Raw genomic sequence first — 25,984 nt, forward strand, 5'->3', positions numbered from 1 at the left:
ATGCCTATCCCATACAACTAAGTAACCAGCTCTAATTCTTTTGCACGCGCAATGGCCTGACTGCGCCGTTTCACGCCTAGTTTTCCGTATAGATGGAATACATAACTTTTCACGGTGCTTTCCTTTAATCCAAAACGATAGGCGATTTCCTTATTCGACAATCCATCGGTTAAAGCATACAAAATCTCTGCTTCACGGTTTGTCAGCAGTTCAACTAACGGCTGCGGCTGTGCAGCATTGGCAGCGATATCTAGAGGACTGTACTCCGAATCGCTACTAGACGCAGACGCACTGCTTTGAATTAGGAATTCCTCTGACGATTTCAAATAAACCATCCGTGCAATCATAAGATCCAGCACTTCCAGCCTCTCCTTCGTAAATACATCGGAGATCAGATTATTCTCCAAATAAAGGACAGATTGCGATGATGTTCCTGGAAAGGAAACCGGCATACAAAGAACAGACTGAGACTTACTGCGAGTGATATAGGGATCAGCTGCGTATGAGCTGCGTGAAGCATTTGCAAGCACAACAGAATCACCTGTCTTAACCACATAACGGACAATAGCCTCCGCGTACGAAACCTCTCCATCACTCTCATTCCTAGTGCCAGCCTGATCTGCAATGGTGAAAACCTCTTCATGGCTCTCCAGCACATATCCCTTTTCCGCACCGGAATACCGAAGTGCCGACTCCAGGAATTGGCTCATTACATTAGAGTCATCTGCCTTTCTTGACCAATCTGTAATTTGCCGTATAAACGCCTTTTCATCAACGAACATTGGTGTGGTTTCACGGATAGTGCTTACTTGTCCAATTTCCTCAGTGGCAGCCACGCTTTCTGTTTGTAGTTCCGCCATAGCTAATTTCAGCTTGGAATTTGACTCCATCAGTCTTTTTGCTTTAGCAGTTGCCCCCCATCTTGAATAAGCAGCGCAGGCATCTGCAATCAGAACATCCGCTCCGGTAATACTCCCAGCTTCCCTATAGAAGATTGAAGCACGCTCACAAGAAATAGCCTCCATTAGCCCATTTCCTTCTCTTCGAGCTTCTCGGGTCGCTCCCTCAAATCCTTTGGCTGCATTCACTCGGTCACCATCAATACGGTGGAGCTCAGCTGTTATGAGCAAATATGCTGAAGATTCATTCCCGTAATATCCCGTCCATTGTCTCATGCTGCGCAATTGCTTGTTAAGCTTTGCGCGAATGCCCTTTTGCTCATCCACCGCTGCCTCCGCATACATGGCAGCAAGCGTCAGGGAATGGTAAATATGCTGTTTGCGCACTTGCATCCGGGTTTGACGATATGTGTTGAATTTGCCCTTCTCTACCCATTCCAAGGCATCTTGATAGCGTCCGAACAAATAAGCAATTTCTATCTGACTGGTACAAGTATAATAAACCTCATTATTCAGCTTCTCCTCGAATCGATCCTTCAGCACCGGCACTACGACTTCATCGTATCCACCCGCTCCATCCTGCATTTGTGCCACATACCACCTCGCAATGCGAAAGATATTAACTGTGACTTCATCCAAGAGCTGCTGTGAAATTTCTTCATAATTCGAAATCCGTGCAGTAAGTGTATGCAAATCACCCGTATGAGTGGTCGTAGAGGTTAGCATAGCGATACTTACATAGGACAGATTAATCGATTCCATCCCATAGTAAATCGATTGCTCAAAATGCTTGACGCTTGCTTCAGGATTCTGCTGCAGCCCAACAAGCCCCTTAATATAGTGCAGTCTGCTTCGCAAATCCGAGCTTTCAAAGGAGGCTGATAGCTTAAATGCCAAATCTATATATTGAGGTCCCGTATGATAGAAAGAAATTTTAAAAATAATCATGCCATAGCCAGCAAGCATAAAAGCGAACGCTTCGTTGCTTCCATGCTTTAGAGCATAGCGAATGAACCTCGAGAAAAGTACAGCAGACAGTTCAAGGCTTAATGTAAATACAGAAGAAGATATCGCCATGACCAAGTCCGACAAGGCTTTATACTCAGGATTACGATTAATCGGTAAATTCATAATCTCATGCCGCATACTAAATAATGCACCTTGCGTCATGATCAATTCCTTTACGATGACAGCTTTAGAGGGCTCACTAGAAAAAATCCAGCCAAATTCCGCCAGCGCCTGCTTTCCAATATGGACAGCAAGCTCGTCATTCTTCAAGTACGAATACATGGCTATGCGTTTCAGGTAAATCTGAGAGCGCTCCACCAAGTCCGTAGTACAGGACATCAATTGTTCGAGCAGAGCTTCTGCCTTGTCTATGCGACGGCACATAAATTCACATTCAGGCAGCTCCAGCATCAGACGATAGGCTAGTGAGCTCGTACTCCTCCAATCATCCCCCGCAAGCTGCAAGCCTTTTTCAAAAAAGTTCAGAGCAGCCGCAAATGCTGTTGCTGCCTTCGATTTCAAACCTGCCTGATAGTTATATTCAGCTAGCTCCATCTTTTCTGCTTCATTTACCAGCTTATCGCTGCCCATATTCAAGTGATACACCATATCATAAATGGAGTGTTCACGCTCTTCTAATGAATGGTCGCGTAGCACACGGCCGATGGTCAGATGCAAGCTCGATTTTTCCGCTTCGGTAATAGTCATATAAGCTGCCTGCTGCACACGGTCATGCATAAATGTATAATAACCTTCATCCGCTGCTGCATCATCCATTTCAATTTCTCTACTTAATAAACCCTCTTCCTCTACTAAACGTAAAAGCTGAAGTGTATGAAGCGGAGAGCGGCCGCTTACTAAAGCGATCGTAGAGGAATGAAAACGATGACCAATCGCTGCACCTATGGCAAGCAGCTCAATCATATCCGGTGAAAGCATACGAATACGGGTCCCGATTAAATGAAGAATGTCAGGATGTTCCGGTAACTGTGTAACTGCCGCAGCGTCCCAATTCCAAATCGCAGCTTCCTCATCATAATAAAGCTTATTCTCACGATACAGGCTGTCTAGAAGACGATGTACGAATAGTGGATTACCGCCTGTTCGATGATATAGCACCTCTGCAAGTGTTCGTACACGAGCCGAATTTTCGTTAAAAACATGCGAAAGGACTTGTCTTACATCCAAATAGGTCAGCGCTTCGAGGGCGATATGCTGTACGGGTATGGATGAGCTTGCATGCTGCAAGTGAAGTGTGTTCTCCATCCATACGGCTGCTTCACCTTGATTTGCTCCGTTGTCCGAGCAGCCAGAAGCCGTTTCTACTCTTAACGTTCCTATTACTAGTAAGTTTAATCGATTGGGAGCATGGGCAAGCGAACGAAGGACATCCAACGTAGCTGGGTCTGCCCATTGTAGATCGTCTAGAAAAATAAGGAGAGGATGTTCCTTTTCAGCAAATATATTCATAAAAAGAGGAATCAAGCGATGAAACCGAATAGCCGCTTCGGCAGGAGGCAGCGGCTCCACAGACGGAAGTTCGCCAAAAAGCTTAGCTGCTTCTGGCAGCAGCTGTACGATAACAGCTGCTCCTTGACCTAATGCCTCTTCCAACTGTAACTTCAGCTTTGCCATTCGTTCAGGGGACTGGCTGTATATTTGCCGAATCAAGCTCCGCAGAGCCTGCAAGAGCGGCGAGAGAGGAACGTCACGATTCATCAGATCACATTTTCCTCCAATGAACAGACTGCCTTCTTTTCTAGCCAGCACCTGAAGCTCTCGAATAAGCGCGGTTTTTCCACTGCCTGCACTTCCGCTAACGAATACGAACGAAGACACGCCGGCTTGCGCCTGTTGAAAAGCCTCGCGGAGCGCCCTTCCTTCCATTTCACGACCAAAAAGAGTTTTTGGCAGCTGAAACCGACTAGCCTCATCGACACGAGCGATTTCGAAAGGGATGATCTCTCCTTTTTTCTCCATAGAAGAAGCACAGCTTTTCAAATCAAACAGCAATCCAAAAGCACTCTGATAGCGGTCTTCTGGCCTCTTCGACAACAGCTTCATAATTATATTTTCGAGAGAATCCTCCAGCTCCAAACGCACCTCACGCAAAGGCATTGGCACAATCGCAAGATGGGCATGCAGCCATTCTTCCCTATTCTGAGCTTGAAAGGGCAGACGACCTGCGAGCATGTGATAAAATATCATGCCGATTGCATACAAATCGCTTCGTTCGTCAGCTTTACGGTTGATTCTGCCTGTTTGTTCAGGAGATAGGTAGGCGTAATCTGTTATTCTTTCGTCTGTGAGCACAACAGTATTTATTTCCGATTGAATGAGTATCCCTGCTGGATTCAAATGACCGATTAGTAGGTTTTGCTTATGAGCCTTATGTACGGATTCAGTCAGCGCGATCGCTATATGTAAAAAGGAGGGTGTATCCATTTTATTTCCGTTCAGCAATTCCTTTAACTTAACATTATTTGCAAGCAACATGTTATCCAGTCCTCCATCTTATCCGTGCAATGCTACTTTTCCAAAACGTTAAAGGCTATTCCACAGTTTATCACTGTTCAGTCAAGTAATGAATAAGAATTACAAATAGGTCTGGTTGCCAATAAAAGAGCCTCAGAGACTAGTCTCTGAGGCTCAATGATAAAGTGTTTTTCTCGATTATATTAGGCTCACTATAATAACATTCACGGAATTGGCTGCCAAATTTATTATGGCAGTATTATTCTCGATTTTTATTTCAGCTTCCATTGGGGTTATTTTCTCATCGTTCTTTTTGTTCACATTCGGAACATGAACAAGTGAAGCATCACCCGTTAATATGACCCATTTACCCGTAGAAGCTGCATTTACCCCTTTAAAATCAAGCTTCACTGCTTTCTCCACACCGTCTGCATTAACCAGCTTCACATACATATGCTTGTCATCTTTGGTTACGGAATGATAGATTTCCCTGTTATAGGCTTCCAGTTTATAATCCAGAACCTTGCTTGTTATTACTAATTATTATTTTTGATGATTATTTCTGTTCAACCTGATGGCTGTAAACCAAAGCACAAAAAGCCTCTTTCAGCGTTAGGAAGAGGCTCTTTCTTCTGTAATCCGATGCAAAAATAAAAGTATTGGCTGAAACTGGGACTAACCTTATAATAACGAATAGAGGTTTCCTCATAGCCTCTTAACACAAGCTAGTATCTTATAAAAATAAGGGGATTTTAATGGCACAATTAGCAAAAAGACCATATTTACCTGCGCTAGACATTTTTAGAGCATTCGGTATTTTAGCGGTCATCATGATTCACGCAACATCAGCGGTCGTAGCTAACTACGATCACAAGGCTACGCTATATCCTCTTTATGTCTTTCTAAACACATTTACCAAATTCGCAGTGCCCGTCTTCATCTTTCTAAGCGGCTTCGTCCTGTTTTACAACTACTACAATAAACCCTTCACAGCAACAGCAATTGGGCAGTTTTACAAAAAACGAATATCTAAAGTATTGATTCCTTTTATATTATTTTCGTTCCTCTATTTCGCCTTTACGAGACTGGCAGCTTACGGATTTAGTGACCTGCAGACCTTTATCGGTTACTTTACAACGACTAAATTTCTCAAAATGCTTATTTTTGGAAAAACCTATGTCCATCTTTATTTTGTCGTTATTATTATTCAATTTTATGCAATATCACCACTAATGCTGTACGCCGTTAATCGGTTTCGAAAATCCAGCCGGCATATCGTCTGGATCGGTTTGCTGGTGCAATGGTTATTTATTTTTATCATTGTCCGGGAATATCATGTGGTTAGCCCCGGCAGCTATGCGTTTACGTATATGCTTTATTTTACAGCAGGTGCATTTATCGGTATTTATTATGAGAAATTCGCTGAATGGGTTAATCTCACAAGAAAAAGCGCTACTCCGGCAAAAATTGCAGCATCGCTTGTGCTGTGGGCACTATTCTTATCGTCAAATATGACTATGGTCTACTTTTATTACGAGAAACGGTTAACTGGGCTATCTGTTATAAACACAAGTCTATTAGAACTGATAGATGAGGTGCGTTGCGTTACGGCTGCTATTGTGCTGCTTCAAGTTTCCTTCTGGATTTATACATCATGGAACAAGATGGTCGTCAAAGCTCTTATACATATCGGTGCCACATCCTTTGGCATATATTTGGTCCATCCCTTAATTCTGTATTTATACCGCCAGACGAATGCCAGCGGCTCTCCAATTCTGTTCCATGTTTGGGTGGCCGGCGGCTTCCTGCTCGCACTCGTTATTCCTTGGGCTATCATGGCACTTAGCGCACCATTCAAATGGCACTGGCTGCTGTTTGGTCCGCTTCCAACTAAGAAGAAACAGCCTGCTTCTCCAATACAGCCAAGTATTCAAGGATAATAAAAAAAAGAGCCGTTCGATCGCTTCCAAAGAAAGCGCGGACGGCTCTTCTATTAAATTGCTTCCTTCATTTCCGTTTCTGATTTCGCATCCGCTTTAATCTCCCGCTGCTCATCATTTAGCTCATATAATAATTGCCCGTTTGCATCATAGGCATACACCTTATTCGTCCTGGAAGCCGACTGCTCTTTAGTAGAGCTGCGAATAGAACGCCCAGCAAGATATCCCCCGTCTTTCATAAGCGCATCCTGCTCATATCCATCCCACCATGCAATTTGCACCCTGCTTATATTCGGATCATTCAGTTGACCAACAGCATAATAATGACGATACTTGCCAAAAGTAGACATGCCCGTCCGAAAGCTGAGTAAGATTTGCGGGTCCAGCTTCATTCCAAATCCACCGCCGCGGGAGCTCCAGAAAAATCCAAGCGAACGTTTCACGAACAATTGATGTTGGAGCTCATGTTTATGATCAACGATTAGCAACAGCTCATAGCCTTGGCCTGTCTTTGATTTTAAGGAAATAGGAGCGTAAGGAGACTCCATCATATCCAGTGCATGCTGTGCTACTTTCTCCACACGAATAGAGCTTTGTGCGAAAAGCGCAGAATAGATGATGGAGCAAGCCAGAAGAATCAATAACCAACGGATCAAGTGTCCGAAAATTATTTTTGTAGTTGTCTGCATTAGTCTGCCTTCCCCCTTTCAAGTGGAATATAAAAGGAAAAGGACTCGCCATAAGCTTCATTAAATACAGTGACGCTTTTCAGATTAGGCGGCACGTTAGTAAACGTAAATTGACCATTTGATCGATAAAGCCGCATGGATGCACCTGAAGATTGATACTGAAGCACCTCATTGGCATCTGTTTTTATTTGAATGGTATTAGGCAGTTGCGGCACCGAAAAAAAACGTTTTGAAGATAAATAAACAGTCAGCTTCCCTTCCCCATAAACAACGCCGTCAATACTTATCTCTTTGTTGAAATAGGTTTGCTTATCTGCATCCACCTTATAATAAAAACCCTTCTTCTTAGCCTCGCTCAGCTCAGCATTATGATCAAACAAATCAATTGAAGGAAGCGCAAAAAGCAGCGCAAAACCTCCAATAACAATAAGCAGCACCCACTCTACCCTTCGTAATATTTTTCTCATTCCAACCTCCTTTTGATTAAAATACTATAAGTTGATTACTTTTAATAAGCTACTTTAATTTTTATAATTGATATGCTATTATAAACCTACTTCATACGATTTGAGCTTATAGCAGCCTTAATGCTTGTTGGTTACATTTTCCAATATTGTACATGATATAGACGTAAAGGACTATGCTTTAGATGCAGTTTATTTAAAGCAATCAAGTATCACAACCATATATACTTCAAGGAGGATTAATCATGTCGACATTTTTGGATGAACAAATTTCACTGGGAGAAGTAAAGCTTAAGGTAAGCAATCTCGAGCGTTCAATCCTTTTTTATACGGAAGTTGTCGGGCTAAAGGTTTTGCAGCATGATGAAATACATCGTGTTGCAGCGTTCACTGCTGATGGGAAACATACGCTGCTCATTCTAGAGGAAGTACCGAATGCCGTTGTGCCGCAAAAACGCTCTCATGCTGGTTTGTACCATTTTGCAATTCTGCTGCCGGATCGTCGCTCCTTATCGCTTGCGCTCCGCAACTTGATCACAAGCGGCATTCATATTGGGCAGGCTGACCATTTGGTAAGCGAGGCGCTTTATATTTCAGATCCGGATCATAACGGCATCGAAATTTACGCGGATCGTCCGCGTGAAGAGTGGAAGCGAGATGCCGAGGGCAATTATGTGATGGCAACAGACCCGCTTGATTGGGAAGATCTGCTTACTCAGAGTGATGGTCTAGAATGGAGCGGTCTTTCGCAAGGAACCGTTATTGGACATATCCATCTTCACGTAGGCGACCTTAGGAAGTCGCGCGCGTTTTATGAAGGCAAGCTAGGCTTTGATGTTGTTGGCGATTATGCGCAAATGGCTGCTGTATTCGTCTCGGCTGGCGGATACCATCACCATATCGGCATGAACATTTGGGCAGGCGCAGGTGCTACCTTGCCGTCAGCCAATACGGTTGGCTTATCTTATTATACGATTGTTTTCCCAACTTCAACTTCTCGTGAAGCTTGGCTCGAGCATCTGCGCAGCGACGGTGTTGAAGCTGCGGAGCAAGGAAACGCGTTCGTTGTACATGACGCTTCCGGCATTGAAATTCACGCGACTGTAAAATCGGATTAATTGTTTATTCTAGTGAGCAGAGCTGATTCAAATAACAAAGGCAGACTAGGACATCAAATCATGTCTTAGACTGCCTTTGGTTTGTTCACCCCTAAACTATCTTTTCAATAGGCGATTCATAAATCGTTCAGTATCTTTTATAAATCCATACTGTTCATACAATTCATGAGCATCATGCGTTCGCAGTATGCCGCCAATCCCTTCGAATTCTTTGGTAATGTATTCAACTAACTTCTTTCCGAGCCCTCTACCTCTATATTCTTCATCAATAAAAACATCACACAAATAATAAATCGTTGCCCAATCCGTTACAATTCGAGCGAATCCAACCTGCCTTTTATTATCGTAGATGCCAAAACAAACTGAATTTTGAATGGATTTATGAATCGTTTCCGCTGGCCTTTGGTTTGCCCAATGGCTCCTTGATAAAAATTTGCAAACGGTATCCATATTAATAAGTGACTTGTCATCACTAATTAGAAACTCTTTATATAGATGATTCAAGTTGATGGCCTCTTTTCACGCTGTATTTTTATACATACAAATTAATATATATTCAGATTAATTTTATTTATATTTCTTGTCAATACAATGCAGGTTAACAGCTTCTTCTGTAACCAGTCCATACCATCAACTAAGAAAAGAGGAACTGCATACATGCAGTTCCTCAAATCGCACAAGAATCGAATTAGTCCATCGGAATGACCTTATCAAAAAATTCGACAGCTTTTATTTCTTTATCATTAATAATGGGGGTAAATGGCTTCACAATCGTTATGGTGTTAGTTATAAGATCCCCTGAGGACATCCCCTTAAAAACAGCCGTTGTCTCCGATGTTCCATCTTTGTAATGTATGGTGATCGGATAATGATCCGCATACTCGTTTAACCCTATTTCCCGCGAGGAGCGGCTCGCTGCCTCAGAAATCTCTTTGGTATGCGCACTGTCTACTTTTATTGTAACGGAAATGGGCGAGATAGAAATAGATGATAGTGTTGCTCCGTAGTTATATAATGATATGCCCTGATCAATCTGATACGTTGTTGACATATCCTTATAGTCCAAATTGAATTTAATTTTCCATGAACCTGGATTTACTTTTTCAAATATATCGGGATAAACATCTGCCGCCTCTAAATGACTAAGCATCAAAGTAACAGGACTTCCTGCGATTGTTCTATTCTTCGTTAAATAACTCATCATTAGACTGATTTTATTATCGCTTGGATTCTCATCGTCCAATAAGGTGTAACCGGTTGAGGAGCTATTGGTACTCATATGGTCAAAACTTAAATGTGTCACAAAACGATACCTTTTGGCATCTAGAACGGTACCTTCCGGCGCGGTGAAGTCCAAAAGAACATATATCAAATTGCTGTCTCCGATAATCTGTTTAACTTCAATTGTTCCATTCTCGTTTACCGCTTTTTTGTTGACCAATTGAGCGCCGTTTTCCAAATACAGCTCCTGTTCGTCATTCAACGGGTTTAGAAAGTTCAAAAATTTCATATCGAGGCCCATATAGCTTGCTGCAAAAGCAGTGGTTGTTAGCAAACAGATCATAACCGCTGCTGCCAGCATCGCTGATCTTGCACGTCTCCATGATGTTGGTATTCTTTTATCCACGGTTTCCGATTCAATTTTTACAATTATGTCATGTAATAGCTTGTCCTTATGTTCCTTCTTAGGCTTTATGGTTTCAAATATGCCCTTGAACTGGTTTTCCGTCAACATATATCCCTCCCAAATCAGCCTTCAGGCGTGTTCGTCCTTTGGATAATTGTGTTTGCAGCGTGCTCTCTTTTCGATCTAGTAGTTTTGATATTTCTTTTACAGAATAATCCTCCACATAGTAGAGGTATAACACCGTTCTGTATTTTTCAGGAAGCCGCAGCAATTTCTCGAGTATATCCCTCTGCTGCTCATTGTTTTCCCAGTATGTTTTTTCCGGCAAAACGTCTACATCAACCCGGCGAGATCTCCACCAGCTTTTTAATACGTCCTTACAGGTATTTTTGGTCGTCACAATAAGCCATGCTTTTTCATGCTCGCGGTCATTAAAGGTTTTGTTGTGCTTGAATAGCTTTAAAAATACAGACTGAACAGCGTCATCCGCATCCATCGTATTTTTCAATAGGATGAAACATAATCTGTACACCATATCGATATTCCGCTCATACATTTCAGAAAACTCACTATGGGTACGACTTATAGATTGGTTGTCCATTTATTCACCTCCTATATAAAACACGAACGACCATTCAAAAATATCTTATAAGAACTTTTTTTATATGGCTTCATGAAATAAGAGCAGCCTGCCATGCGGCAAACTGCTCCTTGTTCTTTATTTTATTAGAATTCAATCCATATTGGCAGTATTAAAAAAATAAATGTAACTACAACGCTTATAGCAAGCAGGAGTTCACCAATTCTTTTGCTGACGACTGCTCCAAAATCATGAATATGTCTTTTCGAAACCAATATTGTCGCTAACCAAAACGGCATGGAAGCTAAAAAGGGATAGTTGAAACCATCTGTGCCGTTTGAATATACTGCTAATCCGATTAGGTTAAAGAGATAGTGAGTTAAAATAAAACCATTCCCAAAATTATAATTTATTAAAAACCCCGAAAATAAAAAAAGTATAGAAAGTGATCCATAACCAAAAGGTTTTCTAACTGCCAAAATAGATCAACTCCTCCGCAGATACAATATCCATATTGTACCATATGAATTTATGTGATGATTTCTATTCTGGAAGGCTGCCTGATCTAACAGATCATTTAATTCAGCATTTTGTAATAGAAAACCGTTGCATCTAATTTACCGTCTGCAGATCGTGCATAGCCAGGAATGCGTCCGGCTTCAATGTACTTTAATGAAGTATACAGGATATTCGAAGGATCCCCCTCCCTCGTATCGAGAACTAACAATGTTCTGCCATCGTGTCTTGCTCGCCCTTCTGCCTTTTGCATAAGTAAACGTCCAATTCCTCTAAGACGATAGTTTGGATGAGTCATTAATTTTGCAATTTCCCCTCTATGCCCGCCATTTTGCTTCGTACATAGATGCAGCTGCACGCTCCCAACGATTCGATCATCGATTTTGGCAACGTATAAAATCACCTCTGGACTTAACACAGCCTCCCAATACATTACAGCATCAGAAAGCTTCATTGGGGGTAAAAAGCCAATTGAAGCACCATCTTCAACGACCTGCACCAACAGATCCGCCAGCCCGCTAACATGTTCTTCAATGGATTGTATTTGTTCAATTATCACATCATTAGCCATCCAAATCTCCTCCAAACCATGAGTATAGTTTAATAGTAATGAACGAAGTATAATTTGTATAACGAATTTATTTGATTATAATGATTCATATTTCAAATTAGTTGAGGTGCAGCTATGGATATTCCACAGTTAGAGGCTTTCTTATCGGTGTGCAAAATTCGCAATTTCACAAGAGCCGCAGAGTATTTGCATATCTCGCAATCTGCTGTTACAGCAAGAATAAAAGCGCTGGAACAATCCGTCGGAAAGCCGCTGTTTCTAAGAGATAATCGGAATGTAAGCTTAACGCAGGCAGGCATCCATTTCCTCCCTTATGCCGAGAGGATGCTGCTGCTGTTTGAAGAAAGCAAGGTAACGTTATCCGAAGGATTAGAAAACTATATCGTCATGAGCGGACCTGGCTCTGTTTGGCATTACTATTATTTGCAGCACATTGTTTCGTTTAGGCAAGCACACCCGAAGGCTGCTATTAAATTTCTGAGCTACATCGATTCCAGCTACATGATTCGTGATCTTTTACTCGATGGCGTTGTACAAGTAGCAATTCGGTACGACCCTCTTGATCGCCCTAATGTTACTAAATATTTCCTATTTGAGGACGAAATTATTCTTGTTTCTTCTCAAAATAGTTCTAACTTGTTTACGAAAACAGACTTCTTTTCGGGACAATATTGTCACATCGAGTGGGGATATCCGTTTCCAGATTGGTTTCGCTCAATCGTTGGGGAAGGTTATCTGCCTACTTTTGAAACCGACCACTCCACCATAATGCTCACATTGCTTTTGCAAGGAGCAGGATTTGGCTTCCTTCCCCGATCTATTGCACAGCCTTTTCTAGATGATCACCGTTTATATGAACTGCGCTGCGAATTACCTTTTCCAGTTACGAGGGCCTATGCTCTCTATTTAACAGACAATCGCGACCATCCAAGTGTAAAACTAGCCTTGCAATTGCTCGATGTTCCTCTAGCTTCGACAGGAGATTCAACACGCTGATCGTTTTCAAAATCTCCAAACCATTCCGGCCTCCGCCTTAAGACCGAGTCCGAAGCATGCTTAAGACGGTACTCTCATAAAATGGATACGGTTAAAATTATTGTAGCAGATCAATTAAATCGGAAACCTTACATTACAAAAACTAAGCTTATGCTTTCGAAGTGAGTTTTTGCTCCACAAAAACTAAGCTTATGCTTTCGAAGTAAGTTTTTGCTTCACAAAAACTAAAGGAGGTTACATAATGCCCGTATTAGAAGTGCGTAATTTACAAAAGAGCTTTGGATCAGTCAGCGCTGTAGCCGGCATTAGCTTCACCGTCGAGGCTGGAGAAGTGTTCACCATCATCGGTCCAAACGGCGCAGGAAAAACGACTACGCTTGAAATGATTGAAGGGCTGCAAAATCCTGATGCCGGCCAAATCGAATTTGGTCCTCTAAATTGGACAAAAAATAGTGAACAAATCAAGGTGTCCATCGGAGTTCAGCCTCAATCCAGCGCTTTGTTCGATTTATTGACGGTAGAAGAAAATCTAGATTTGTTCGCTACCTTTTATCCAAAATCCCGGCCAGCAGCAGAAGTGCTCGAAATGATTAATCTCACTGATCAGCGCAGCAAGCAGGTTAGGAAGCTCTCCGGCGGACAGAAACAACGGCTTGCCATTGGACTCGCCATGATTAATGACCCTACGATCATTTTTTTAGATGAGCCTACAACAGGACTTGATCCGCAGGCAAGACGAAATATATGGGACATTATTCTTAAGCTGAAGGAGCTAGGCAAAACAACCATCCTTACTACCCATTACATGGAAGAGGCCGAAAAGCTGAGTGACCGTGTATGCATTGTTGATCAAGGGAAAATCGTCACCTTAGATACTCCAGCTGCTTTAATTGATCGGCTCACGAAGGAACGAGAGGTCAGGCTTACCTTTATTGATGGCGCTGAGGCAGCTCTTGAGACTGAGAAAGTCGCGACACTCCACCATGCTGTCGTCCGAACGAATCGCGAAGGCGCTTCGCTCCAGCTATGGACGACACAGCCTGAAGAAACATTGTATGAGCTGTTTGGATTTACAAAGGATCGCGGCTTCCGCGTCGAGCAAATCTCTATTCGTGAAATGAGCCTGGAAGATGTATTCATTGCCTTCACCGGCAAGGAATGGAGGGATTAAGTTAAATGAACAGCACCAAACAATTTTCCAAAATGTTTAGCGCCCAAGTCAAAATGATGTTTCGCGAAAAACAAGTATGGTTTTGGAACATCTTTTTTCCGATAATTTTAATGGTATTGTTTATGGTCATTTTTGGCGGAGGCTCACCCGATAGCTTTAAAGCTACAATTGCCGTTGTTGATTCACAGCCGAATGCTAATTCGAGCATGCTGCTTGAGCAGCTGCGCCAAATCCCGGTATTCGAGTTCAAAGAAGAGCAGCCAATCACGAAGGAAGCCGGCAATACGCTCATTGAGAAACAAGATATCGATGCGCTCATTATTTTGCCTGAATCCGATAGCTCCACGACAATGCAGCTCGTTGTAAACAAAGCCAATGAGCAAGGCGCTACCACCCAGGCTATTGCCGGCATTTTGGATCAATTTATTCAACAGACGAATTGGACCGTTGCCAAAGCTACGCCAACATTCAGCTTAACTAGACAATCCATTTCGCAAGGCTCCGAGGATTTGAATTACGCGGACTTCCTGCTGACAGGCATGATCGGTCTAACACTCGCGCAGGGTGGTCTGTTCGGCATGGTCAGTCTAGTTGAGATGCGCAGAAAGGGACTGATGAAGCGGCTTCGCATGACGCCAGCAAAAATGGGCCTTTACGGGCTGGCAGGCGTAATTGTAAAGCTGTTGCTCGGCGTTTTTCAAATCATTATTTTAACATTGATTGGCGTATTCGGTTTTGGCGCAAATCTTCATATTAATGTATTAAGCTTAGTTATTGCTTTCTTTGCAGGCGCACTCGTATTTAATGCGATGGGTTATTTATTCTCTTCCTTCAGTAAATCTATAGAAGCTTATATGGGGATATCCAACATTACCAGCATGCTCATGATGTTTCTTAGCGGTGTATTTATCCCACTCGAAATCATGCCAAACTGGCTGCAGCCGATTGCACAAATTTTGCCGCTTACTTACTTCGTGGAGGGCATGCGGGATGGTCTCATATACAATTCCGGGATCGTTTCAACCTCATTCTGGATCGGTATTGGCATTATGGTCACATGGGGCGTTGTGTCCTTCTTAATCGGCTCCCAAGTGTATAAATCGAAATCAGCTGTGGAAGCAGCCTAGTCGTAATCATAAGCTAAAAAATAGGGCTGTCACAAAAGTAGATCATCCTACTGAAGTGACAGCCCTATTTTACGATAATCGGATCTATACCTTGCAAGCAGAGTGCTTCAATTGCGATTTCTCGATTTGAATCGTCGAATGTTCAATTTGGAACCTGTCGGCCAGATGTTGAATCGCTTCCTGAAGAATGACTTGGCAATCCTTCTCATCCTCAACAATAAGATGGCAGCTTAAGGAGTCTATTCCCGAAGTTATTGTCCAAATATGAAGATCGTGAACGTCTTTGACACCTTGAATGTCTAGCAGTGCTTCTTTAACCTGCTCAGCATTCACATGAGCTGGCGTTCCCTCCATCAGAATATGAACGGTTGATTTAATCACTCCCCATGCGCTTCGCAAAATAAGAAGAGCAACGACTACACTAATGATTGGATCAGCGATATACCACGAAAATGAATACATCAAAATGCCGGCAATGATCGCGCCTACCGAACCAATGGCATCTCCGATGACATGAAGATATGCACTCCGAACATTTAGATTGTCCTTCACATCCGCCTTCCGCATAAGAAACCATGCACTTGCTATATTAGCCAGCAAACCGATACCAGCTATAATCATCATCGACCCGCTCGCGACGGTCGGCGGTTCACCGAACCGCTTGATTGCCTCCGCAATGATAAACGCGGCGATAACGAACAGTGTAATGCCATTAAACAAGGCTGCCAATATTTCAAAGCGATGAAATCCATAAGTGCGGTTAGAAGAAGCTGGACGCACGGCAATCCACATTGCTGCCAAGCTTAACGCCAGTGCCGCCGTATCGCTCAGCATATGCCCTGAATCAGACAATAGCGCTAACGAGTTCGTTACAAGTCCCCCTACAAATTCCAGAACCATAATACCCGCTGTAATAATAAGTGCGATCAGCAGTCCTGCTTTATTATTCGGAGCATGAGAATGTCCATGATGACCATGCGAGTGACCATGGTGGTGACCGTGATGGCTGTGATTCCCATGCGAATGCTTAGGTGCGTTCTGTTCATGGTTATGGTCGCATGCTCCATCTCCATGATCATGTTGATGGTTTTCCGCAATGGCTGCTGTTTTTAAATTTTTCCCTAGTTTCTCACCTTGTGATCCGTTCATAATTCTCTCCCCCAATCCATTCCAACAGACTTTATTAGTCTGCATCTAAACCAACTATTTCATGAATACAATCGAATTTCTATAACATATGAATACATGCTCATATGTTATTAAATTTATTATATGTAATTTATGCTAATGTTGCAACAACTTTTACGCACAAAAAAAGAGGCGCATCTTTGCACCTCCATTTCTATCGGATTCCATTGATCTAACGAATATCGAAGCAGCTTAGCCTTTCAGTGGCTCTACTGCTTCAACCAGCTTTTCTTCCAGCTCCAATGTATAAGCAGTCCGCTGCTCATCGTTCCACTGAAGACGATTCGCCATCGCGGCTATGACCTGTGTTTTCCACTGCTGAACATATCCAATTCGGAAAAACAAATCACCTGTGCGGCGAATAAAGAAATCGGTTGGCTTCACTGTCATTTCCGCCTCTATGGCGTAACGAAGCTGTACCGCTAGTATGAGCGGCAATTCAAAGGATTCCGCCCAAGCGCCTGTGCTTTGCGCCAGTGAGAACAGCTGATCCACGTTTGAGCCATAACGCTGCGAGAGAAACGCAGACTCTTCCTTGCTGAAGCCATAATGTGCTCCCTCTGCTGATTTCTTCTGAACAAAAGGCTCAAAACCTTTTGACCCGCCTAGATCCCCGCCTGACATCGTAATCGTCTTGGTCTCGCTTTTGGCAAAAGCTTTGCTGCCGCCCTCCTGCCCTAGCAGTTCTACTACTTTATCAACAACGGTTTCAGCCATCTTGCGATAACCCGTCAACTTGCCGCCCGCAATCGAAATCAGTCCGGAATCCGATACAAAAATCTCATCACGACGCGATATTTCCGAAGGCGATTTTCCTTCTTGCTGTATAAGCGGACGTAGGCCTGCCCAGCTGGATTCCACATCTGCTTCTACAAGCTTCAGATCTGGGAACATAAAGTTAACAGCCTGCAGCAAATAAGTGCGATCCTCCAGCGTCATCACTGGATTGACCGTATTGCCCTTATAGTTGGTATCCGTCGTACCGAAGTACGTTTTTCCCGCGCGCGGAATCGCGAATACCATGCGGCCATCCGGCGTATCGAAGTAGACGGCTTGGCGCAATGGGAAACGACTCTGGTCGAAGACCACATGAACGCCTTTTGTCAGACGGAGCGTTTTCCCCTTCTTCGATCCATCAATTTGACGAATATCATCGACCCAAGGGCCCGTAGCATTAATGACTTTAGTTGCCTTCAACTCATATTCAGCGCCGTTAATCATATCTTTAACCAACGTGCCTGTTATTTTACCGTCTTTGCCATAACGAAGCGTCTCTACCTTGGCATAGTTCACCGACAATGCGCCGGTTTCTACCGCCTTCTTCATCACTTCTATCGTCAGCCGTGCATCATCGGTACGGTATTCCACATAATATCCACTGCCCTTTAAGCCATCCCGCTTCAAAAGAGGTTCCTTAAACAGCGTATCCTCTACGTTCAGCATCATCCGGCGCTCTTTTCGTTTGACGCCAGCTAGAAAATCGTAAACGCGCAAACCAATCGATGTTGAGAATTTACCAAAGGTGCCGCCCTTATAAAGCGGAAGCAGCATCCATTCCGGTGTCGTAACATGCGGCCCGTTCTCATATACGATTGCCCGCTCCTTGCCAACCTCGGCTACGACACCAATCTCTAGCTGCTTCAAGTAACGCAAACCGCCATGGACCAGCTTCGTCGAACGGCTAGAGGTCCCAGCTGCAAAATCCTGCATCTCCACTAAAGCCACTTTCATACCGCGCGCAGCAGCATCAAGCGCAATACCCGCGCCAGTAATTCCTCCGCCTATGACGAGTACATCCAGCTGTGATTGCTGCATCTGCTTCAGTACTTGCTCACGATTTTGGGCAGCAAATATTTCTTTATTATGAATGGTCATCATTATTTCCTCCCGATTGTCTATTTATTATTGTTCTGCCATTTACAGTTCATTACTCATGAATGAATCTAAATAAACAAAAAAACCACTTAAACCGCTCCCCAATCCCTAAAAAGGGTGTGGAAGTGGTTCTCGTGGTTTCTCCTGATCTCCAACCGTTATTAACTTGCCATCAGTATAGCATAATTATTGCGCGAAAGCCATGGCCGCTCGGACTGCACGATGCCATCCGCTGTATAAATCGGCACGTGTCTCCTCTTCCATTGCAGGCTTAAATACTTTATCTACCTGTCTCAGCTTAGCCAGCTCCTCGCGGTTTTGCCAGAAGCCTACCGCAAGTCCGGCTAAATATGCAGCTCCAAGTGCTGTAGATTCATTTACTACTGGACGCTCCACGGGAACGCCAAGCAGATCACTTTGGAATTGCATAAGCATGTTGTTGGCAACGGCTCCGCCGTCTACACAAAGCGACTCCAGCGGCAAACCTGATTCCTCCTCCATAACGGAGAGAACATCTTTGGTCTGGTAAGCCAGCGACTCTAATACAGCACGGACAAAATGTGCCTTGGATGTCCCCCGCGTGAGTCCAAATACGGCTCCTCTAACATCGCTATTCCAATACGGCGTACCGAGTCCAACAAATGCCGGCACGACATAAACGCCGTCCGAGGACTCCACCTGCTCCGCCAGAGCTTCCGTCTCGGAAGCCGATTCAATAAGCTCTAGACCATCTCTAAGCCACTGAATCGCAGCACCTGCCACAAATACGCTCCCTTCAAGCGCATACTCCAGCTTGCCATCAACCTCCCACGCAATCGTGGTGAGCAGCCCCTTCTCGGAGACGATTGCTTTGGTGCCCGTATTCATTAACATGAAGCATCCCGTACCATATGTGTTTTTTGTATTTCCTTCTGCATAAGCATTTTGACCAAACAAAGCTGCTTGCTGATCACCAGCTGCTCCTGCAACAGGAATTTTGCGTCCGACTATTTCATCAACCACATGTCCGTAAACTTCAGAGGAAGATCGAACCTCCGGCAGCATCGCTTTAGGAATGTTCAAAATATGCAGAAGCTCATCGTCCCAGCTCCGCTCATGGATGTTGAACATAAGTGTTCTAGAAGCATTCGAAACATCTGTTACATGCACTTGTCCGCCGGTTAAATTCCAGATCAGCCATGTATCGATCGTGCCAAAGAGCAGCTCGCCTTTCTCAGCACGCTCGCGTGCGCCCTCCACATGCTCAAGCAGCCAGCTCACCTTCGTGCCTGAGAAATAAGCATCAATGAGCAGTCCCGTCTTCTCATGAAACTGTTGCTCATAGCCGCTTTTCTTAAGACCATCACTAATTTCCGCCGTTTGGCGGGATTGCCATACGATCGCGTTATGAATCGGTTGACCCGTCGTTTTGTCCCAGACAACGGTTGTTTCCCGTTGATTCGTAATTCCGATTCCAGCAATTTGCTCAGCGGTAATGCCTGTTTTGGCCAGTAGCTCTGCCATTACCTTTTTCGTCGACTGCCATATAAACCTAGCATCTGCTTCTACCCATCCTGCATGCGGGTAAGACAGCGGAAGCTCTTCTCTTGCTATATCTACAATGGTTCCACTCTTATCCACGAGCAGCGCGCGCGTGCTGGTTGTGCCCTGATCGAGCGATAACATATACGTTTCCACTTGAACCCCTCCTTCACTTTTCAGCTTCCTCTTATTTTCCTAGCTTCCACAGCTCTTTCCGTGATGTCGTTATCGCCGAAGCTCCCGCTTCAAGCGCCTGGCTGACATGCGCCTCCGTACGAATTAGTCCTCCCGCTATAATGGGAATGCCGCTCCGCTGCTTCACTTCACTTATAATATCCGGTATAACACCCGGCAGTACCTCAATGAAATCAGGACGATTTTTGTCAAGCACCGTATAACTTCTCTCCAAAGCATCCGAATCAATAAGAAATAATCGCTGAATGGCAATCAGTCCATTCTGCTTCGTACGACCAATAACGCTGGATCGCGTCGAGATAATGCCTGCTGGCCTAATAGACTGGCAAAGAAACTCTGCCGCGTATTCATCGTTTTTCAAGCCATCGATCAAATCGGCATGCAGCAGTACCTTTTTGTTATGCTGACTCGCCAGATCAACGATATGCTTTAACTGCCCCAAATGCCCACCAAGGAGCACCATGTATGAAAAAGGCGAGGCAAGCACCGCTTCCACATCCTTCAGCTTATGCACTGCCGGCAATACGTTTTGCCCGTTTAGCAACATCGACATCTTGCCACCTCCGCTCGAATGCCTGGATTGTACTCGTCTTAGCGGCTGCTTTATTCAGCGCTTCACTCGTTTAATGCTGCTCTCACGTTCCTGCAGCTTGGTCGGCAATACGATCTTTTTCGCAATATCCCGCTTTGAAGTCAGACGATCAGCAAGCAGCTCAACAGCCGTCTCGCCCATATACTCCATATGCACCTTAACCGTCGTAAGCGGCGGCTGCAAAAAGGCTGAAATAGCGATATCATTGTAACCGACAATTGAAATATCTTCTGGCACCCGAAGCTTCGCTTCATGCAGTGCTCGGAGGGCGCCGACGGCCATAGAATCATTTTCGATAAAAAAAGCGGTTGGCACTTTATTCGCTTTTATCGCTTGCTGCATCAGCTTATAACCGTCTTCGGAATACAAATGCTCTCCCGTATAAACAAGTTCTGCATCGTACAATCCTTTATCAGTCATTCGTTCTATAAATACATGCTCACGCTCATCACGCACACGCTTATTATTTACTAAGTTATGCCCGCCAATATAACCGATTTCTGTGTGGCCAAGGCGAGTTAGATAATCAATCACTTCTGAAACCGACTTTCCGATATCAATAACAACAGAATCAAATCGATTGTCATCTGGAGATGAATCAACAAATACGATAGGCTCCAACCCCTCTGGAAAACGGTTCAGATCCTCTTTCTCGAAGCGCCCGATTGCGATAATGCCATCAAACGACTCGCCTCGCCAATCTTTCTCGTCAGAGTGGACTTGCATAAACAATTTTACCAAATCCATATTTCTATGGAAGCACTCTCGCTCAATGCCTAGCCGAATGGCCATGTAATAAGGATCAAGCATTTCCTCTTGATCAGAATACCAGTTCACAAGACCAACCCGGTAACGCTCTTTAAGCCCGGCGCCATTACGTTGACGAAGCGTCTTGTAATTCAATTGCTGCGCGATTTCAAATATACGTTTGCGTGTCACGTCTGCAACCGATATGGCTGGATCATAATTAAGCACCCGCGACACGGTCGCAATTGAAACCTTTGCTTTTTGTGCAATCTCTTTAATTGTAGCCATATTACCTTTCCTTCCTGCTAACCCGTGACGATAAGTAAAATTATACTTTAATTTTACTAAAAATCAATAAAATCCATTTGAATAAAACAAAAGCTGCTCCCCATGGTTGCTAACCGTGAAGAGCAGCTTTGTTTGATGTATTATTCATGCTTCAAATGCTGAAGCGTCAGCATAAAGACTTGTTCTACATGATCGTCATCGAGCGAATAAAAGACGGTTTTCCCGACCTTCCTGCGCTTGACGATACGCATGTTACGCAGCAGCCGAAGCTGATGAGAAACCGCCGATTGCCCCATGGAGAGCACCTCAGTCAAATCATGAACGCAAAGTTCAGACTGCACTAACGCATGGATAATCTTCACTCGCGTGGGATCGCCAAGCGCCTTGAACAAATCAGCCAACTGAGCAGCTGTTGTTTCATTAATCATTTTGCTTCTAACATTCTCTATGTTTACCTCAGAGCCTGCGCACGAATCATCACATGCTGCGACAACTTGATTATCCATCATCATCCCACCAACCCTATTCATCCTAAAGCACATTATAACATGTTTCGGTTGATGGGGTGAATTTGAAATGCCTGCTTGCAGCTTGCACAGATCTACCAAGCAAATCGATAGCTGCCAGACCCTGCTTGTATCGTAACGCCTGCATCGGTCTCAGCTGCTGATTTTATTCCCGCACTCTCGGCTAGCAACCCGCCACTCTCCGTTACATTCGTTCCCGATTCCGCACCTGGCAAACGAATTTCCGCGGTGGTATTCGAAGGAATCGTCACATCAAGCGTGAAGTGCCCCTCTTCCGATTTGGACCATTTTGAGCTAACTGAGCCATATACCGTCTCAATCTTCCCTTCCGCCCACGTCAGCCCTTCGCCCGGAAGCGGTGCGATGACGATTCGTTTATAGCCAGGAGCATCTTCCACTGTTTGAATGCCCGCTACCGTCCGGTACATCCAATCGCCAATCGCTCCGTAAGCATAATGGTTAAATGAGTTCATATCCTTGCTCCAGAAGCTTCCGTCTTCCTTGATACCGTCCCAATGCTCCCAAATCGTCGTAGCGCCTTTGGTCACAGGGTACAGCCAGGATGGATAGGTTTGCTGAAGAAGCAGCCTATATGCCACATCGTTTTTACCAAAAGCACTAAGCACATGGTTCAAGTATGGAGTACCGACAAAACCTGTCGTCAGATGGTCTTTGCTTTGCTCAATCAGCTCTGTCAGCTTGGCAATAGCGCGTTTCTCTGCAGCTTCATCCAAGAGTCCAAACATCAAGGCTAACACTTGAGCTGTTTGCGTCGGAACAGCCAGCCGTCCAGCACCTGTTACAAACTCTTCTCTAAGCGCCGCTACAATATTGTCGTATAGTTCCGAGTATCTCTTCGCATCTGTATCCTTGTTGAGCACAGCTGCCGTCTTCTGAACGATGGATACCGAGTAGGCATAAAAGGCTGTCGCGATAAAATCCCGATCCGTTGCCCCTACATAATCGCCTGACTTGGCATCAAGTCCAAGCCAATCCCCGAAGTGAAAACCTGTATTCCATAAAAACTCATTTTCGCCTTGGCTCTGAATATACGATACCCACGCCTGCATGCTGTCATATTGCTCTTCTAATATCCGTTTGTCTCCGTAACAAATATATAACGTCCAAGGGCAAATCACTGCTGCATCCCCCCATGCTGCCGAGGACATGTCATTCTCGCCCAGCACCTGAGGAACCACGAATGGAACGCCGCCGTCTTCTGCTTGATCCGCTTCTACATCACGCAGCCACTTCGTGAAAAAAGGAGCGACGTTTGATAAATAGGATGCCGTTTGAATGAACATTTGCGCATCGCCGGTCCAGCCGAGACGCTCATCCCGCTGTGGGCAGTCGGTCGGTACGTCAAGGAAATTCCCCTTGAGGCCCCATTTGATATTATGCTGAAGCTGATTGACAAGCGGTTCAGAGCACTGAAACTCACCGGTTTCCTCCATATCCGAATGCAGCACAACACCTGTAAAATCATCAAGCTTAATGCTTTCCGTTTCAGGGAAGCCAATCAGCTGCACATATCGGAAGCCTTGAAACGTAAAGCGCGGCTCATATGTTTCGGTCTCTCCGCCCTTCAGCACATATCGAATCATTTGTTTTGCCGCACGCAGGTTTTCGGTGTAGAAATTGCCTTCCTGATCAAGCACCTCTGCATGCAGCAGTGCTACTTCGGAGCCCGCTTCTCCCTTTACCGCAAACTGCACCCAGCCAACCATGTTTTGGCCAAAATCAAGCACGGTTTCCCCTTTGGGTGTCGTAATCAGAGCAATTGGCTTTAGCCTCTCCTGCTTGCGAACAGGCTCATTCACCTGCGGCCTAAGCATATGCTTCTCATGCTGAATCACTTCAACCGTCTGCCACTCACTCGCATTGTCATCATAAGCGGCTGTACTCCAGCCCTCTTGTTCTAGGCGTGCATCATACGTTTCGCCATGATAAATTTCCGAGAACTGAATTGGACTGACGGCGGCCTTCCACTTCGTATCGGATACAATGACCTCTTCACGTCCATCCTCGTAAACGATGTGCATTTGCAGCAGCAGCGCCAAACGATCGCCGTACACGCAGCGCTGATTGCCCCACGCCAAGTTTCCTTTGTACCAGCCGTTTCCAAGGGAAGCGCCAATTGCATTCCCGCCTAATTTCAGCAGATCAGTCACATCATAAGTTTGGGTTTGCAGCGTATGATTGTAACTCGTCCAGCCCGGCGCAAAATAACTATCGCCAACTCGCTGCCCGTTCAGCTCTAGCTCATATATGCCGAGCGCAGTCGCATAAACCCGCGCTTCCTTCACTTTGCCTGTGAGCTCAAAGCTTCTCCTCATTAGCGGGCTAGGCTCCGCCTCAATTGGCAGCATCGCAAGCGGTGCAGCGATCCAGTCGCCAAGCCACTCGTCTGGACTAAGCAGTCCCATTTCCCAGAAGGCAACAGCAGACCAAGCGGTTGCATCTCCATCTTGATTCCAAGCCCGAACACGATAATAATAGCGTTTACAGGATTCACCGACAAAAGAGTCCAGCTCAACATGCGTTGACTGCTCGCTGTTTACGCGTCCTGACTGCCATAGGATCGATGCAAAGTCTGGTTCTGCCGCAATCTCAATCTCGTAAGCCGTTTGAATAACTGCCCTCTCATCAGAATATAATTTCCATCCTAAACGAGGTTTTGTCACTCCGATTCCAATTGGATTTTGCTGATATTCACAATATACTGCGCTGATTTCAAACATCCTATAATCCTCCTTAAGATCATTTACAACGATTAAATGATTGCCCGAGCTTATAATAGAGTTGGCGCCTTTTTTTTGAGTGTTCGCCTTCCTTGCCACAACGCTTTACACTATAATTATAAAAAAGCATGCTTGAAAAATGTTGGGTAAAACGGACAATATCATGCGGCAAACAGGACATTTTCACAAAATGTAGAACTTGCGCAGGGAGAGCTCACGATGAACCATCCCGTAGAAACATACCGTGGAGAGTACTTTTTTCAGAACAACCAGCTGCTTTATGTTAATCGTGCAAGCGAAAGCATCATGAGCCCCTATCATGATCACGATTTTCTCGAATGCGTATATATTGCAGAAGGAGCCGGCTATCACCATATCGGAGATCAGGTGCATAAGGTGCGGAAAGGTCAGGTATTTTTCATCCCTATCGGCATTTCTCATGTGTTCAGGCCGATTTCCTCCGACCAAGCCCGCAACCCATTAAGCGTATTCAACTGCGTCTTTTCTCCATTGCTGCTGCATAAGCTTAGTGCATTCGCTTCCGATTATCGCAGCGTGCAGTTTATTAATGATATGGAAAGCGGCAAGTTTCCCTATTATTCTTGTATGGATACAAATAGTCAGTTTGAGAAGCTTTTTCTATCCTTGCACAGAGAATTTGAACTGACTCAGAGCGGCTCGTCCGATTATTTGCATACGCTCCTGCTCCAGCTGCTCATTACTCTGCAGCGCTCTGTTGCTAGCGATCCGGAGGTTACTGCTCGTGCGCCGCAGCAGCTGGAATTTATAAAGCTGTTACATGATCTTGATCAGCGTTTCCAGCAGGAGCTGACCCTCGCCAAGCTGGCCGAGACTAGCGGCTGGAGCGAGCGTCATCTGCAGCGGCTCTTTCAGCAGTATACGAAACAAAGCTTTCATCGTTATTTGCAAAACTTGCGTATCCAAAAAAGCCAAGAGCTGCTTCGCGGCTCTCAGCTAAAAATCAGTACCATTGCCGAAATGGTTGGCTATCGCGATATTCATTCTTTTAACGCATTGTTCAAAAGGTGCACCGGCATGACGCCTAGCGTCTATCGTAGAGGCTAGAGAATAACCTCAGCTGGCATGCCTAAGCAGAAGGAGGTTCAAT

General features: G+C 44.6%; 22 protein-coding genes. 6 read left to right on the plus strand and 16 right to left on the minus strand.

Features of this window, described 5'->3' with window-relative positions:
- Positions 1–17 precede the first annotated feature (17 nt).
- A complete protein-coding gene (locus AB4Z50_RS16290; protein WP_441880650.1) occupies positions 18–4,403 on the minus strand; it encodes a helix-turn-helix transcriptional regulator in 4,386 nt (1,461 codons plus the stop codon).
- Between the two features lie 177 nt (positions 4,404–4,580).
- Entirely contained in the window at positions 4,581–4,835 is a 255-nt protein-coding gene (locus tag AB4Z50_RS16295; protein ID WP_441880652.1) for a hypothetical protein, read from the minus strand.
- A 302-nt stretch (positions 4,836–5,137) separates the two neighbouring features.
- Between AB4Z50_RS16295 and AB4Z50_RS16300 the strand changes: the two genes are divergently transcribed.
- Positions 5,138–6,322, plus strand: coding sequence for an acyltransferase (locus AB4Z50_RS16300; protein ID WP_441880654.1), 1,185 nt, complete (start codon positions 5,138–5,140; stop codon positions 6,320–6,322).
- A 53-nt stretch (positions 6,323–6,375) separates the two neighbouring features.
- Here AB4Z50_RS16300 and AB4Z50_RS16305 read toward each other — a convergent pair whose 3' ends face one another.
- Both AB4Z50_RS16305 and AB4Z50_RS16310 read right to left on the minus strand, forming a co-directional pair.
- Positions 6,376–7,011, minus strand: coding sequence for a hypothetical protein (locus AB4Z50_RS16305; protein ID WP_441880656.1), 636 nt, complete (start codon positions 7,009–7,011; stop codon positions 6,376–6,378).
- Positions 7,011–7,478 carry a hypothetical protein gene (locus tag AB4Z50_RS16310; protein WP_441880658.1) on the minus strand — a complete coding sequence of 156 codons (468 nt, stop codon included), beginning with the start codon at positions 7,476–7,478 and terminating at the stop codon, positions 7,011–7,013. The genes AB4Z50_RS16305 and AB4Z50_RS16310 overlap by 1 nt, the downstream gene beginning before the upstream one ends.
- 242 nt (positions 7,479–7,720) lie before the next feature.
- Between AB4Z50_RS16310 and AB4Z50_RS16315 the strand changes: the two genes are divergently transcribed.
- The gene (locus AB4Z50_RS16315) at positions 7,721–8,593 is read left to right on the plus strand and encodes a VOC family protein (RefSeq protein WP_441880660.1); all 873 of its coding nucleotides are present in this window, start codon (positions 7,721–7,723) and stop codon (positions 8,591–8,593) included.
- Positions 8,594–8,689: 96 nt separating this feature from the next.
- On the opposite strand, the gene AB4Z50_RS16320 is transcribed toward AB4Z50_RS16315, so the two are convergent.
- The 5 genes from AB4Z50_RS16320 to AB4Z50_RS16340 form a co-directional block, all read right to left on the minus strand.
- A complete protein-coding gene (locus AB4Z50_RS16320; RefSeq protein ID WP_441880662.1) occupies positions 8,690–9,097 on the minus strand; it encodes a GNAT family N-acetyltransferase in 408 nt (135 codons plus the stop codon).
- Between the two features lie 184 nt (positions 9,098–9,281).
- Complete coding sequence (locus AB4Z50_RS16325) at positions 9,282–10,328, minus strand: DUF4179 domain-containing protein (RefSeq protein ID WP_441880664.1); 1,047 nt, start codon at positions 10,326–10,328, stop codon at positions 9,282–9,284.
- Complete coding sequence (locus tag AB4Z50_RS16330) at positions 10,294–10,821, minus strand: RNA polymerase sigma factor (protein ID WP_441880666.1); 528 nt, start codon at positions 10,819–10,821, stop codon at positions 10,294–10,296. The genes AB4Z50_RS16325 and AB4Z50_RS16330 overlap by 35 nt, the downstream gene beginning before the upstream one ends.
- Before the next feature lie 125 nt (positions 10,822–10,946).
- Positions 10,947–11,279, minus strand: coding sequence for a hypothetical protein (locus AB4Z50_RS16335; RefSeq protein ID WP_441880668.1), 333 nt, complete (start codon positions 11,277–11,279; stop codon positions 10,947–10,949).
- Positions 11,280–11,377: 98 nt separating this feature from the next.
- Positions 11,378–11,887 (minus strand): GNAT family N-acetyltransferase, encoded by a 510-nt coding sequence (locus tag AB4Z50_RS16340; RefSeq protein ID WP_441880669.1) that lies wholly within the window; start codon positions 11,885–11,887, stop codon positions 11,378–11,380.
- A 114-nt stretch (positions 11,888–12,001) separates the two neighbouring features.
- Between AB4Z50_RS16340 and AB4Z50_RS16345 the strand changes: the two genes are divergently transcribed.
- The 3 genes from AB4Z50_RS16345 to AB4Z50_RS16355 all read left to right on the plus strand — a co-directional run bounded on the left by AB4Z50_RS16345 (position 12,002) and on the right by AB4Z50_RS16355 (position 15,181).
- Positions 12,002–12,883 carry a LysR family transcriptional regulator gene (locus tag AB4Z50_RS16345; RefSeq protein WP_441880671.1) on the plus strand — a complete coding sequence of 294 codons (882 nt, stop codon included), beginning with the start codon at positions 12,002–12,004 and terminating at the stop codon, positions 12,881–12,883.
- 241 nt (positions 12,884–13,124) lie between these two features.
- The gene (locus AB4Z50_RS16350; RefSeq protein ID WP_441880672.1) at positions 13,125–14,054 is read left to right on the plus strand and encodes an ABC transporter ATP-binding protein; all 930 of its coding nucleotides are present in this window, start codon (positions 13,125–13,127) and stop codon (positions 14,052–14,054) included.
- Between the two features lie 5 nt (positions 14,055–14,059).
- Positions 14,060–15,181 carry an ABC transporter permease gene (locus tag AB4Z50_RS16355; RefSeq protein ID WP_441880674.1) on the plus strand — a complete coding sequence of 374 codons (1,122 nt, stop codon included), beginning with the start codon at positions 14,060–14,062 and terminating at the stop codon, positions 15,179–15,181.
- 84 nt (positions 15,182–15,265) lie between these two features.
- Here the strand turns inward: AB4Z50_RS16355 and AB4Z50_RS16360 are convergent, their stop codons facing one another.
- From AB4Z50_RS16360 to AB4Z50_RS16390, 7 genes are all read right to left on the minus strand, one after another.
- On the minus strand, positions 15,266–16,330 hold the full coding sequence (locus AB4Z50_RS16360) for a cation diffusion facilitator family transporter (protein ID WP_441880676.1): 1,065 nt from the start codon (positions 16,328–16,330) through the stop codon (positions 15,266–15,268).
- 231 nt (positions 16,331–16,561) lie between these two features.
- On the minus strand, positions 16,562–18,244 hold the full coding sequence (locus AB4Z50_RS16365) for a glycerol-3-phosphate dehydrogenase/oxidase (RefSeq protein ID WP_441880678.1): 1,683 nt from the start codon (positions 18,242–18,244) through the stop codon (positions 16,562–16,564).
- 186 nt (positions 18,245–18,430) lie between these two features.
- Positions 18,431–19,921 (minus strand): glycerol kinase GlpK, encoded by a 1,491-nt coding sequence (gene glpK / locus AB4Z50_RS16370; RefSeq protein ID WP_441880680.1) that lies wholly within the window; start codon positions 19,919–19,921, stop codon positions 18,431–18,433.
- 31 nt (positions 19,922–19,952) lie between these two features.
- Positions 19,953–20,507: a glycerol-3-phosphate responsive antiterminator gene (locus tag AB4Z50_RS16375; RefSeq protein ID WP_430063306.1), complete on the minus strand. Its 555-nt coding sequence runs from the start codon at positions 20,505–20,507 to the stop codon at positions 19,953–19,955.
- A 60-nt stretch (positions 20,508–20,567) separates the two neighbouring features.
- Positions 20,568–21,587, minus strand: a complete 1,020-nt coding sequence (locus tag AB4Z50_RS16380) for a LacI family DNA-binding transcriptional regulator (RefSeq protein WP_441880682.1) — start codon at positions 21,585–21,587, stop codon at positions 20,568–20,570.
- A gap of 140 nt (positions 21,588–21,727) precedes the next feature.
- Complete coding sequence (locus AB4Z50_RS16385) at positions 21,728–22,096, minus strand: ArsR/SmtB family transcription factor (protein WP_372238973.1); 369 nt, start codon at positions 22,094–22,096, stop codon at positions 21,728–21,730.
- 92 nt (positions 22,097–22,188) lie between these two features.
- Complete coding sequence (locus AB4Z50_RS16390; protein WP_441880684.1) at positions 22,189–24,855, minus strand: family 78 glycoside hydrolase catalytic domain; 2,667 nt, start codon at positions 24,853–24,855, stop codon at positions 22,189–22,191.
- A gap of 219 nt (positions 24,856–25,074) precedes the next feature.
- On the opposite strand from AB4Z50_RS16390, the gene AB4Z50_RS16395 reads away from it, so the two are divergent.
- Positions 25,075–25,941 (plus strand): helix-turn-helix domain-containing protein, encoded by an 867-nt coding sequence (locus AB4Z50_RS16395; protein ID WP_441880686.1) that lies wholly within the window; start codon positions 25,075–25,077, stop codon positions 25,939–25,941.
- The last annotated feature ends 43 nt before the right edge of the window (positions 25,942–25,984 follow it).

Source organism: Paenibacillus sp. 2TAB26, from assembly GCF_052115145.1.
Classification (GTDB): domain Bacteria; phylum Bacillota; class Bacilli; order Paenibacillales; family Paenibacillaceae; genus Pristimantibacillus.